General features: G+C 44.0%; 13 protein-coding genes. 6 read left to right on the top strand and 7 right to left on the bottom strand.

What is annotated here, in order from left to right; genetic code table 11:
- Positions 1–85: 85 nt before the first annotated feature.
- The 3 genes from AC3IT7_RS05100 (at position 86) to paaI (ending at position 1578) form a co-directional block, all read left to right on the top strand.
- Positions 86–583, top strand: a complete 498-nt coding sequence (locus tag AC3IT7_RS05100) for a GlcG/HbpS family heme-binding protein (protein WP_475654585.1) — start codon at positions 86–88, stop codon at positions 581–583.
- 69 nt (positions 584–652) lie between these two features.
- Positions 653–1051, top strand: coding sequence for a hydroxyisourate hydrolase (gene uraH / locus AC3IT7_RS05095; protein ID WP_489249616.1), 399 nt, complete (start codon positions 653–655; stop codon positions 1049–1051).
- 134 nt (positions 1052–1185) lie between these two features.
- A complete protein-coding gene (gene paaI, locus AC3IT7_RS05090; RefSeq protein ID WP_475654583.1) occupies positions 1186–1578 on the top strand; it encodes a hydroxyphenylacetyl-CoA thioesterase PaaI in 393 nt (130 codons plus the stop codon).
- 69 nt (positions 1579–1647) lie between these two features.
- Here the strand turns inward: paaI and AC3IT7_RS05085 are convergent, their stop codons facing one another.
- Positions 1648–3351 (bottom strand): M61 family metallopeptidase, encoded by a 1704-nt coding sequence (locus tag AC3IT7_RS05085; protein WP_489249615.1) that lies wholly within the window; start codon positions 3349–3351, stop codon positions 1648–1650.
- Between the two features lie 174 nt (positions 3352–3525).
- Between AC3IT7_RS05085 and AC3IT7_RS05080 the strand changes: the two genes are divergently transcribed.
- From AC3IT7_RS05080 to slyD, 3 genes are all read left to right on the top strand, one after another.
- Positions 3526–4839: a D-alanyl-D-alanine carboxypeptidase PBP6B gene (locus tag AC3IT7_RS05080; RefSeq protein WP_489249614.1), complete on the top strand. Its 1314-nt coding sequence runs from the start codon at positions 3526–3528 to the stop codon at positions 4837–4839.
- A gap of 248 nt (positions 4840–5087) precedes the next feature.
- On the top strand, positions 5088–6374 hold the full coding sequence (locus AC3IT7_RS05075; RefSeq protein ID WP_489249613.1) for an NAD(P)/FAD-dependent oxidoreductase: 1287 nt from the start codon (positions 5088–5090) through the stop codon (positions 6372–6374).
- Between the two features lie 136 nt (positions 6375–6510).
- The gene (gene slyD, locus AC3IT7_RS05070; protein ID WP_216937418.1) at positions 6511–6993 is read left to right on the top strand and encodes a peptidylprolyl isomerase; all 483 of its coding nucleotides are present in this window, start codon (positions 6511–6513) and stop codon (positions 6991–6993) included.
- A 156-nt stretch (positions 6994–7149) separates the two neighbouring features.
- On the opposite strand, the gene AC3IT7_RS05065 is transcribed toward slyD, so the two are convergent.
- From AC3IT7_RS05065 to AC3IT7_RS05040, 6 genes are all read right to left on the bottom strand, one after another.
- Positions 7150–7923, bottom strand: coding sequence for a M48 family metallopeptidase (locus AC3IT7_RS05065; protein WP_475654579.1), 774 nt, complete (start codon positions 7921–7923; stop codon positions 7150–7152).
- A 112-nt stretch (positions 7924–8035) separates the two neighbouring features.
- Positions 8036–8344, bottom strand: coding sequence for a hypothetical protein (locus AC3IT7_RS05060; protein ID WP_475654578.1), 309 nt, complete (start codon positions 8342–8344; stop codon positions 8036–8038).
- 151 nt (positions 8345–8495) lie between these two features.
- On the bottom strand, positions 8496–9815 hold the full coding sequence (locus AC3IT7_RS05055; RefSeq protein WP_475654577.1) for an adenylosuccinate synthase: 1320 nt from the start codon (positions 9813–9815) through the stop codon (positions 8496–8498).
- 70 nt (positions 9816–9885) lie between these two features.
- Entirely contained in the window at positions 9886–11052 is a 1167-nt protein-coding gene (locus AC3IT7_RS05050; protein WP_489249612.1) for an ATP phosphoribosyltransferase regulatory subunit, read from the bottom strand.
- A 592-nt stretch (positions 11053–11644) separates the two neighbouring features.
- Positions 11645–11944, bottom strand: a complete 300-nt coding sequence (locus AC3IT7_RS05045; RefSeq protein ID WP_489249611.1) for a hypothetical protein — start codon at positions 11942–11944, stop codon at positions 11645–11647.
- A 190-nt stretch (positions 11945–12134) separates the two neighbouring features.
- On the bottom strand, positions 12135–13157 hold the full coding sequence (locus tag AC3IT7_RS05040) for a type I glyceraldehyde-3-phosphate dehydrogenase (protein ID WP_475654574.1): 1023 nt from the start codon (positions 13155–13157) through the stop codon (positions 12135–12137).
- Positions 13158–13256: the final 99 nt, after the last annotated feature.

The following is a 13256-nucleotide window of genomic DNA, read 5'->3' as shown; positions in this document are numbered from 1 at the left end:
TACAAATTGGTAATCTGATTGTCATGCTAAACAGAGAGATTTCTTTTTAAGATAGCTGCAGTACCCAATTGCATGAATGATAGCCATGAAAAATTCAATTGCCAAAACAACTTTAGCCTTGCTCAGCAGCTCATTACTACTTAGCTCACTGGCACATGCAGAATTAAAAACAGCACCAGTCATGTCGCTAGAAGCAGCAAAGCTTATGGCCAGCAATGTCATGCTCGCCTGCCAGAAACAGGCCAAACCTGCGGCAGTCGTTGTTCTGGATCAGGGTGGCAATACACTGGCCAGCCAGCGTCATGAATCTGTCGGCATCCACAACCTGATTGCAGCAGAACGCAAAGCTTTTACTGCCTATTCAACTAAAACCAGCACACTGGATTTTATGCGCAATGCACAGAAAAATCCGGATGCACAAAACCTGAATAGCTTGCCTGAACTGCTCTTGCTGGGCGGCGGTGTACCTGTGATGTACCAAAACCATATTTTAGGTGCGGTAGGTGTTGCAGGTGCAGGTGGTTCAGAACAGGATCATCAATGTGCAAGTCTAGGCATTCAAACCACCTTAAAGCAGCTTTAATTCATTTAAGTTATTGTTATAAAAATATTTTACTCAACATCATTCAGTCACTCTATCGAGGAACAGCACATGAAAAAAATCTTATTAGCAACTCTTGCCAGCACAGCAGCCACGCTTTCTTTTGCCCAGAATCCACTCAGTGTACATGTGCTGAATCTGGAAAATGGCCTGCCTTCTCCAAATGTAGAAGTCACTCTGGAAACACAGAAAAATGGCAAATGGGTACAAATTTCACAAGCCACAACCAACCCTCAAGGCCGTATTACTGCGCTATACCCTGAAAATAAAAACTTTGATAAAGGAACCTATAAAGTAACCTTTAAAACTGGAGACTGGTTCAAAACTCAAAAACAGAACAGTTTCTTCCCGGAAGTACCTGTGATTTTTGAAGTAGATGGTTCGGTTAATCACTACCACATTCCACTGTTATTAAGCCCGTATGGTTATTCAACCTATCGCGGTAACTAACTTAAAGTTCTTTTACTTAAGGCCCACTGTAGTGGGCCTTATTTTTTGCTTGCCATCCTTATTCTTCAATGCTATTCATGATTCATATTGAATTAATTTAAAAATAAAATGTATCTAAAAAAAGGAGCTTTGCAATGGATCAGCAAGTCAACCAAATGTTTAACCAGGACCGGTTAATGCAACATCTCGGTGCTCACCTGGTTTCCTATCAGCACCATCATGCAAAAATTTCTCTAAAGATTACTGAGCAGCATTTACAGGGCCATCAAACCTGTAACGGCGCCGTGATTTTCGCCCTGGCTGATGCGGCATTTGCCATTGCCTGCAATACCGGTGAACATCCGGCTGTTGGTCAGCATTGCGGAATTCACTACTTAAAACCGGGATTTCTGGGCGATACACTGACTGCTGTAGCAGAACATAGGGCCAGTAGTGGCCGTAGCGGAATTTATGATATTCAGGTGATCAATCAGCATGATCAAATTGTGGCTGAGTTTCGTGGTACTTCCCGACTGATCATGAAATAGCTTTTCTAAGACTTGAGGCAATAAAAAACCGGTGTATCAACACCGGTCGTTTAAGTCAGTCACTCTTAATCAGGCTTTCAACCATTGTTCAGCTTTGGCTTGATCTTCAACTTTTAATTCAACTTCTGTCAACTCAGCACCGCCTGCCTGAACATCAAAACTCATCAACTCATCACGACGGAAAGCATGTACTGTAAAAGTACCTTGCTGTTTTGCATAACTTTCAAGTAGCTTGGTTGTGGCTTTTAACCCATCAATGGCAATAATCAGGTCATTGGCAGACAGGCCAGCTTGCACAGCAATGGCATCGCGACGCGCAGATTGAATCAAGACGCCTTCCGACTTATCCACCAGCTTCAACCCAAATGGCAAAGACTTGTCATTTTTCAGTGTGTAGCTCACACCAAATTCAGGGAACAATTGATCCAGCGGTAATTCATCTGTGGTATTGATCAAGTGATTAATCTGTTCTGACCAATCATCACCAGTCAGTTCTTTGCATAATTCAAAGATGGTATGCTCATGTACCTGAACACCTTTCTGAGCATTCTCATACAAACGGCGCATCAAGGCATCCAGACTTGAACCGCGTAAACGCAGACCTAAATCCAGACATAATGCCACCAGACAGCCTTTGTTATAGTAGCTGGTGCCGGCATTATTGGAGTTTTCATCCTGACGGTAGAACTTAACCCAAGCATCAAAACTGGATTCAGACACCGACTGAATGCTACGACCCGGATTTTGCAGGTAACGATCAATCTGGGCTTTTAACAAGCTGATATAAGATTCCTGATTAATCACGCCACTGCGTAGCAAAATCAGATCGTCATAATAAGACGTGAAACCTTCAAAGATCCACAGCAAAGAGGTGTAGCCTTCACGGTTTAAATCATAATTGACAAAATTTTCCGGACGAATAAATTTTACCAACCAGGAATGGAAATACTCATGGCTACATAGCCCCAGAAAACGCTGATAATCTTTTGAAGGCTCTTCAGGTTCATTGGCTTTTGGCAAGTCATCACGTGGCGAAATCAGGCTGGTCGAGTTTGGATGTTCCAGACCGCCATAGCTGTTGCCGGTTGCCATGGTCATAAAGGTATAGTCAGCAAACGGCGCTGAACCGAACATGGAAATTTCAGTAGCACAGATTTTTTCAATATCCTGCTGCATACGTGCTGCATTCATCGCGTGCTTGCCAGACACCACAAACTCATGCGGAATGCCATTGGCTTCAAAACTGAAACGGGTTTGTTCTGCCAGTTCAAACGGTGCATCAATCAATTCAGCATAGTTCTTGGCTTTCAGGGTGAAACGGCCCTTGACCAGACTTTTCGATTGCATGCCGGTCGCCAGCTGGAAATGCTTTAATTCGTCTGGCAGGAAAATTTCCAGTTCAATTTCTTTATTTTCCTGGCCTTCCAGTCCCAAACATGCACAGGCCGGATTCACATAGAGACGATTTTGATCCACATATGCACCACGAACAGACAGGTCATAGGAATAGACATCATATTCAACTGTAATCAGTTCATGATCGGTGTTGAATAAACGCCATTTGTTTTTTTCAAACTTCTGGATTTGTAGCTGACGGCCATCTTCATCATAAGCCTTGACCGCTTCAATGTGCTTGGAAAACTCGCGAATCAGATAACTGCCCGGAATCCAGGTCGGTAAGGATAAGATTTGCGTTGGATCTGCCAGAAAGCGAACAGTCACGTGAATAAGATGCTGACGATAATCGTCAAATTCGATTTGATAATGCAACATAATAGACGATATAAAATGAAAATAAATGAGGTATAGCTTAGCTTAGCATTTTTTAAGCCAGGATGGTTTAGCTGTATTATTTGTCTACATTTGCGACTAGCTATCTGTATAAAAAAGGCATAGCATGCCTGAAAATTTAATCGTTCAACACCCGCCGGTTATCAAGGAACACTTTTGAAATACATCATCTCGCTGATTGCAGTATTCAGCTTATTTATTTCTGCATTCTCACATGCTGCCCTGCTGAATATTGTGCCCGAAAGCGTTGAAGCAGAAGCCTGGACTATTCTGGACTCACAGTCTGGTCAAGTGATTGCAGAACACAATGCCGACGTGCAGCGTGCTCCGGCTTCACTGACCAAAATGATGGTGGCTTATATTGCCCTGAAAGAAATTGAGGCCGGAAAATTAAATAAGCATGAAATTTTGACTGCGACTGCTGTGGTGAAAACTGTGATGTGGGATGAGTCACAGATGTACCTGAAAGAAGGTGATCTGATTTCAGTCGATCAGCTGCTGGCAGGTTTGATTATCATGTCTGCCAATGATGCAGCCGTCACACTGGCCGAGAAAATCTCGGGGAGTGTTCCGCAGTTTGTAGAACGCATGAATCAGGAAGCCAAAGCACTGGGCATGCAGCATACCAACTTCCAGAATCCGGCCGGCATTACCATGCCTGAGCATTATTCAACTGCAGCCGATCTGGCCAGACTGTCTATGGCGGTAGTGAATGAAACACCGGATTATCTGTATTACTCCAAACAGCCCAGCTTCACCTACAACCAGCATTTTCATCGTGCCACCAACCGTGTCCTGCAGGTTGACCCGAGTGTAGATGGCCTAAAAACCGGTTTTACCCGTGCAGCAGGCTACAATCTGGCGCTAACCGCCAATCGTGTGACCTCAGATTTTGAAATGCCAAACCGTCGCCTGATTGTCGTTGTTTTGGGTACCAAAAGTGCCGCAAAACGCGCTGAAATATCACACAAGTTAATGAATCTGGCCTATACCTATACCCGGAATGAAGTCGCAATCAAGGATCAGCAATTGCTTGCAGAATTACCGGTAATTAAATCCACCTTAAAAATGTTTAAGGTGCAAACCAAGCAGCCGCAGATCATTACCACCTCGCTCTACGATCAGGGCTATAGCATTGACCTGAATCAGTTTGACCAGATCCAGCAGCGTGTCATGCTGAATACAGGTGATGGGATTTTAAAAAGTATCGAGCCTTTACAGGAAACCCAGACCCGTATCAATGTCGAAATGAAAGCTTCTGAACTTATTGCTCCTTTGGCGACCATGGTGCCTTTGGCCACGATTCAGGTTTATCAGAATAACCAGTTGATCCGCACTATTCAGATTGAAGATCATGTCGAGATTGCAGAAGCCAACCCGCTGCAGAAGTTCTTTAGCTGGCTGCAAGGTCTATTCAGTTTCTTTTCAGACTCGACACCCGGCGTAAAACTGTATCCTCTAGATAAATAACCTATCCCAATATCAAGTAATCTTTCTTTCAAGCTAGAAGCGCTAATGTAGCCTTCTAGCTCATCATGCATGCATGCAGATTGCCACAGCCTGCACTGAGCATAGTACTCATTACCCGCTTTCACAGAATTGCTACGTTTTGTAATGTGTATAACAATTTTAATCAAGACGCGATTTAGTGCATGCCATAGTATATTTCCTTTCTATTTCTCTTATTTTTATTAAAAAAATAAACAGGTTAATAACGTATGACAGTACATAAAATCGTGATTGTAGGTGGTGGTGCCGGCGGTCTGGAACTGGCAACGCAACTGGGTGACAGTCTGGGCAAAAGCGGTAAAGCCCAGATTATGCTGGTCGATCAAAAACTGACGCATCTCTGGAAACCGCTGCTACATGAAGTGGCTGCAGGCACCCTAAATCCGCACGAAGAAGAAACCAATTATTTTGCCCATTCTGCCGCGCATCATTATGAATTTGTCTTGGGTACATTCACCGGTATGGATCGTGAAGCTAAACAAATTATGGTCGAAACAGAATATTTCTCTAAAAAAAACCAGTCCAAGAAAAACCAGTTGATTGCTTATGACACTTTGGTACTGGCCTTGGGTTCGACCTCGAATGACTTTAATACTAAAGGCGTCAAGCAGTTCTGTCATTTGCTCGACAGCCGCCAGCAGGCCGATATTTTCCAGCAGGATCTGCTGCACCTGTATTTGAATGCCCAACATGAAGCCTCAAGCCGTGAACTGAATATTGCCATCATTGGTGCCGGTGCGACTGGAGTAGAACTGGCAGCTGAACTGGTAGAAGCCAAACAGAATTTCTTTAAATATGGCTTAAACAAGGTCGATCCTGATAAAGTCAAGATCACCCTGATTGAAGCGGCCGACCGGATTTTGACTGCACTGTCGCCAAGAGTGGCTGAAAACACCCTGAAACAGTTAGAACAGTTTGGTATTGAAGTGTTGACCAGTCACCGTGTTGCCAAAGTCGATGCAGACAAAATTTATTTTGCCGATGGTTCCAGCCTGGACGCTGAAATTAAAGTCTGGGCCGCCGGCATCAAAGCGCCGGAAGTCTTGGCACAACTCGATGACATGGAAAAAGACCACATTTACCGGCTAAAAGTTTATGCCACTCTGCAAACCCGCTCTGATCCGAATATTTTTGCTTTGGGTGACTGCGCACATTGTCAGCCCGCTGCAGATCAACCGGTATTGGGTCCACGTGCTCAAGTCGCCAGCCAGCAGGCTAATTTTCTGGCCAATGCTTTAAAGGCCCATATAAATGGAGAGAGCTATTTGCCGATGTTTAAATTTTCTGACAAAGGCTCACTGATTTCCTTAAGTCAGAATAAAGCCGTGGGAGAATTGCTGGGTAAAGTCAATGTACAAGGCTTTGCTGCCAAAACCATGTATGTTTCTTTATACCGGATTCATCAGGCCACCATTCATGGTTATGCCCATGCCGGCATTCTGACGGCAAAAGATTTTGTTACACGGAAAATCTCTCCAAAGCTGAAATTGCATTGAAATTTCAGAATTTGGCCCAATATATGAAAAAATCGTCAATAAAATTGTCTAATTGCGTTTTTTTGCTAATTTTAGTCTACAAAAATGCAATTTCACTTTATGATGTACCCTTAAAAAATTGAATGGATCAATTCACATGACTGCTATTGCAAATAACCTCGTGGTTTCTTTCCACTACACATTGACTAACGCAGAGGGTGAAACTCTCGACCAATCTCAAGGTGAACCACTTGCCTATTTGCACGGTGCAGGTAACATCATCCCAGGTTTAGAAAATGCGTTAGAAGGTAAAACTGTTGGTGAAAAATTCACTGTAAACGTTCCTGCGGCTGAAGGTTATGGCGAATACAACCCTGACCTGGTTCAAGAAGTTCCTGCGCAAATGTTCCAAGGCGTAGACAACATCCAAGCAGGCATGCAGTTCCAGGCTCAAACTGATGACGGCGTACAAATCGTAACTGTTAAAGCAGTTGAAGGCGACAATGTTGTAGTTGATGCCAACTTCCCGCTTGCTGGTCAAGACCTGACTTTCGAAGTTGAAATCGTATCTGTTCGTGAAGCTTCTCAAGAAGAATTAGATCACGGCCATGTACACGGTGCAGGTGGTCACCAGCACTAAGATCTTCTGATCGAGTGTGATAAAAGGCAAAGTGAAAACTTTGCCTTTTTTATTGCCGCCAGAATACTCATTTTAAAAAGGACAATAAAAAAGCAGAACCACTGTCCTGCTTTTTCAATCCGATTAAGAGATCCTTTTTAAAGGATAACCCTCAGATTATTTGCTTTGATTATAAATCTGCATGGCTGCCGGTAACTGCTGGCGCATCTGTCCAATACGCTGGCTATTCGATGGATGCGTAGACAGGAAGGTTGCACCATTACTGCCACCCAATTTGTTCATTTTTTCCCACAGGGTAATCGCTGCATTCGGGTTATAACCTGCACGCGCCATGAGCATCAAGCCACCCTGGTCAGCCCGGCTTTCCAGATTACGCGAGTATGGCAGGCCAATCCCGATCTGACTTCCCAATTGGGCTGCTGCGGCACCACCCTGGCCTACACCGGCTGCATTCAGACCAATACCCAGTGCCAGATCTGTAAGCGCCTGAGCACCAATTTTCTGCTTGGAGTGCTCTTCTAGGGCATGTACCATTTCATGACCCATAATGGCTGCAATTTCTGCATCGGTCAGATTCAGTTTATTTACAATACCGGTATAGAAGACAACTTTACCACCTGGTGCAACGAAGGCATTGACCTGGTCAGACTTGAGCACGGCCAGTTGCCACTGGAATGCTGTACCGGTCTGGTTCATCTGGTTGGCAATCGGCTTCAAGCGGTTAAATACGGTATTAATACGTTTATAGGTTGCTGAACTGGTGTCCAGTTGGCCTTTATTTCTCGCATCAGTCACCATGGCATTATAGCTTTGGGTCGCAGATGCATTCAAAGTCGCAGAATCAGCCCCAGCAATATCGGCAATAGTGGTACAACCCGACAATGTCACGACTGTGGCAGCCGCCATACTCAATAAAAGTTTATTCTTCATTATAATCAACTCTACCTTAGCTCAAGCTTAATTTACATTGTAAAAATTATAAGTGAAAGCCTACAGGAGCTAAACGCTTAATTACTCCATCTTCTTATAAATTCTGTAATTTTTAAGCCAAGTACTGTATCGCCAGCCAGTAAATCAGGCAGCTAATATTCAAGCCCAGATAAACCTGACTTAACGGTTTTATTTTCTGTTCCAGAACTTCATCTTTACGTTTAAAAAATAAATAGGCGTTTTGCAACAAAATGACCGGTACCAGCACACAGGCGATAATCACACTCAAACCGACCAGTGCATTATAAATAATTTCAGGATTCCGGGTTTGTGCACGGATAATCAACATGGCAATGGTGGGTGCGCCCCCCATGGCGAACAACAATGAATAAAACATGGTCGCCGATATATTTTTCTGCATCCTTTCGCTCATTTTTCTTGCTTTATATGCGGTTATGTTAAAGCACATCATTGATCGTACCGATGCAACTTTAGTCTTGAGCCAAACCTATAATTTCTGGATATAAAAAACCCATCCGGAGATGGGTTTTATCATTGGAGCTTAAAACAGATTAAGCATCGAATGGATGACGAAGAATGATCGTTTCGTCACGGTCTGGACCAGTAGATACGATGTCGATTGGACATTCGATTAACTGCTCAAGACGCTTGATGTAGTTGATTGCTGCTTCTGGCAATTGGTCTAAAGATTTAGCACCAAAAGTAGACTCAGTCCAACCCGGCATAGTTTCGTAGATTGGTTTTAACGTTTCAAATGCAAGCGCATCTGAAGAACCGACACAACCAGAATCTGCAGCTTCATAACCCACACAGATTTTGATTTCTTCCAAACCGTCAAGAACGTCAAGTTTAGTCAAGCAAATACCTGAAAGTGAGTTCACTTCTACAGAACGGCGCAGAATTTCAGCATCGAACCAGCCACAACGACGTTGACGGCCAGTAGACGCACCAATTTCGTTACCGACAACACCTAAGTGTTTACCAATTGCATCACCCACATCGTTTGCAGCGTCATATACCAACTCAGTCGGGAATGGACCTGCACCTACACGCGTGGTGTACGCTTTGGTAATACCCAGTACATAATCAAGGTGCAAAGGACCAAGACCTGAACCTGAGCTTACGCCGCCAGCAGTCGTGTTTGAAGATGTTACATACGGGTATGTACCATGGTCAACGTCAAGAAGTGAACCTTGCGCGCCTTCAAACATGATGTTGTCACCGTTTTTACGGTATTTATGCAGTTCACCCGTAACATCAATAACAAGTGGTGCAACCACTTCACGCCATTGGTCACAAAGTGCAAGTACATCTTCTAAATTAACCGCTTCTACGCCGTAGAATTGAGTCAACTGGAAGTTATGGTATTCAAGAAGTTCAGCCAACTGTGCTTTAAGATGTTCGCCACCACGTACAAGGTCAGCAACGCGAATAGCGCGACGTGCCACTTTGTCTTCGTATGCAGGGCCAATACCACGACCAGTCGTACCAATTTTCGCATTACCACGTTTTTTCTCACGTGCCTGATCCAGTGCGATGTGGTTTGGAAGGATCAGTGGACAGTTTGGCGAAATGCGTAAACGTTCTTTAACAGGAACGCCTTCTTTTTCAAGAATGTCCATCTCTTTGATGAGCGCTTCAGGAGAAAGAACAACACCGTTACCAATTAAGCACAGTACGTTTTCACGTAAAATACCAGATGGAATGAGGTGTAAGACAGTTTTCTTACCACCAACCACGAGAGTGTGACCTGCGTTATGTCCGCCTTGATAACGAACTACCGCTGCCGCTTGATCTGTGAGCAGGTCGACGATTTTACCTTTACCTTCGTCGCCCCATTGGGTACCAAGTACCACAACATTCTTGCCCATAATAGCCTCATTACATCATGCTGTTAAAGTTGAAAGCCCCGCTCAGCGACATGAACACTGAGCCAAGCAATTAAATCGTTTTGACTGTCCACTCGCCATTTACGTTCACCAACTGGTGCGTCGCATATGGAACTGAGCTTAAATCATCATTACCCAATAACTGAATTACACTTAAGCCTTGTATACGAATATTCTGAATCGCATTCAGAAGCGCCGCATCGGAACCTTTAGGCGCCACCACGACTTGTACAGCGTCAAACCGACCTGCACTCAAAGCATATAAGTCACAAGAAAAACCGGTTGCAGGACGCGCACGACCAAAATGTTCGCCAATACCATCATAACGACCACCTTGTGCCAATGCAGCTGCACGGTTCGGTGCATATACCGCATACATCAGACCGGTATGATAATGATATGAACGCAATTCAACCACATCAATACCAATACTCAAGTTTGGCCAACGGGTTTGAACTTCCTCTTTGGTGGTGTGCAAAGCATCAAAAGCTTGCTTGAAGGCTGGGTTTGCCAGCACTTCAGCACTTAAATTGGCTTTTAATTCATCCAGGTCACTGGCATAGCGTCCGAGTGCATAAAAATCCTGACCAAATTGTAGATCTGCCGTGAATTCTTCTAACTCTGGCAACGCCTTGCGCTGGTATAAATCAGACAGTTGACGTTCAGCAACTTTGTTCAAGCCTGCCTGAGCCACCAGACTGCGGAATAAACCGACATGACCCAAGTCCAGATGGATTCCGTCTGCCAGACCGGCTTCCTGAATCAGGCTGATCATTAAATCGACCATTTCCACATCGGCATCGATGCTGTCTGAACCAAACAGTTCGGCACCCAACTGCAATGGCGCACGCGAGGTATTAAAGCCGCGCGGTTTGGTATGCAGAACGGTTCCTGCATAGCAGTAACGAGCCACCCCTTCCACTGGATGTACATGCGCATCAATACGCGCCACTTGTGGTGTCATATCGGCACGCACACCAAGTAACCGACCAGAAAGCTGATCGATGACCTTAAAAGTGGCTAAGTCTAAATCTTGATTCGATTCTGAGAGAGAAGATAGAGATTCGATGTATTCAATGAATGGCGTGTACACCAACTGATAACCTCGAGATGCAAGGAAATCCAGTGATTTACGGCGCAAACTTTCAATGACTTGCGCTTGTTCTGGTAATACATCAGCTACACCATCAGGTAATAACCATGTCTCTGAAATGGGCATGTTGTAAACCTAAATTCTTGTCAGCGCGGAACGAATCCGCATAAAAAAATCGGGAGCACACCCGATTTCTCCTAGTCTAGCACGATAGTTTTGGCTGTGCATCGCAAATTTTATAATTTTCTCTGCCGAATGAGGGCAATCATAATTACGCCAACTATCAGCGCGTTATCAGATAAGTTTAGCCTGTGTAATGATGATATTTACTTGAGAGACCAGATTAGACTGCCGCAATTTTCGGCAGTTATCGCAGAATACCGATTTTTATACTTTAAATATCTTTCATAAATCAGAAAATGATCGTTATATTCATATTTAATGGATTTTTAAAGTTCCTTCTCCCTCTGGGATGAGAAGCATAGCTTCGCAAGAGGATGAGGGTAATTCTTAGAAACAACCTCTCCCTTACGCAGCAGTGCTACTCATCCCCTATTAAGGTGAGGGAATTTCTTTTTAATGATTAAAAATGACTTATGAAAGAATCCTATAGTTCTGCAATGATAGTTTGAGATAGATAAGTTTAATAACCCCTCTCATATTGTAATTCTTGAAGATTTTTAGAAGCCCATTAAACGAGAATTAAAGGGGCTTCTGCTTATTTCTGTGGATCAACCACCTTGGTGAGCAGACTGACCAGCTCGGCATTTTGTAACTCGACCTGCTGGAGTTTGGTGGTGGTCTGATCCAGTACTTCTTGCTGCACATGCATTTTCTTGGCCAGATCCTGCATGATTTCCAGCGTCTTTTTTAAATTTTCTTCCAGATGTGCAACTTTTTCTTCTACCGGTACACCGCCTTGTACGACACCTGAATCATCATTCTGATTAAACTGCAGCCAGATTAGAAAAATTACCGCCAAAGTGAGCAGTATAATAAATCCCCAAACCAACATCATATGCTTGCTCTTATTTCATTTTATTGGCTTTATCTTAACGAAAAACCAGACAGATAATGCAAATAATTCCGGCTTAAACGCTGCTTTTCGATCAATTACCAGCAAATTCTCTTAAAACACCGCTTTTAAAAAATATTCAGCTCAAAAAAAGCACCGTATATCAGTGCTTTCAAATCTCGATGACTTGAACTTAATGAAAAGATTCACATAAATCCAGTAAGCGGTTGGCATAGCCCCATTCATTGTCATACCAGGCAAAGACTTTGGCCTGATGTCCGACCACCAGCGTTTGGGTCAAATCCACAATCAGTGAATAGGGTGAATGATTGAAATCACTCGACACCAGCGGTTCATCCGTCACCGACATGATTTCGGCAAAATCCTGCCGTGCCGCCTTAATTAATACTTCATTCAGCTTGTGATCAGTGATGGGTGACTGGGAAACAAAGGTCAGGTCGATTGCCGCGACATTAATGGTCGGCACCCGAATGGAATAGCCATCGATCCGATCTTCCATTTTTGGCATGACCCGCTTTAATGCGCCCAGCGCGCTTGAGGTGGTGGGAATAATATTATGTCCTGCTGCACGCGCACGACGCAAATCACGGTGTGCCTGATCCAGCACCGACTGGTCTGCGGTCACCGCATGAATTTCAGTCATCAACGCGCTGCTGATACCAAAAGCATCATCGAGAATTTTGACCAGTGGCACCAGAGCCTGAGTGGTGCAGGACACACTGGAAATAATCTGGTCTGTGGCTTTGACTTCGTGATGATTGACCCCGTAGACAATCGCAGCATCTACTGTATCAAAGGGTGCAGCCCCAATAATTACACGTTTCGCCCCTGCCCCGATATGCTGGGTCGCGGCTTCACGGGAACGGAACAGGCCGGTACATTCCAGTACCACATCTACCGCCAAGTTTTGCCAAGGCAACTTAGCCGGCTGTGACTCACACAAGACCTGAACTTTTAGGCTGGCATCATGATAGCTGATATGCATATAGACATGTTCAGCATCATAGCTGACATCTACCTGTCCGGGAAAACGGCCATGGGTCGAATCATATTTAAATAGATGAATCAGGGTATCAACATCGGCAATATCGTTAATGGCAACGATTTCAAAATTAAAATCTTTCGGATTCTCAAACCATGCGCGCAATACATTACGTCCAATACGTCCAAATCCATTGATTGCCACTCGTTGCATGACTCAACCTTTTATATGCCTATGTTAAAACGCTTCTATGTTAAAGGATTTCTTGCGCCGTATATGAAAAACTTCAGTGAAAATACTGATTTTCGATTA

Source organism: Acinetobacter sp. KH_038, assembly GCF_057839405.1.
Note: the sequence above shows the minus strand (reverse complement) of the source record. Positions and strands in the feature narration are given on the sequence as shown.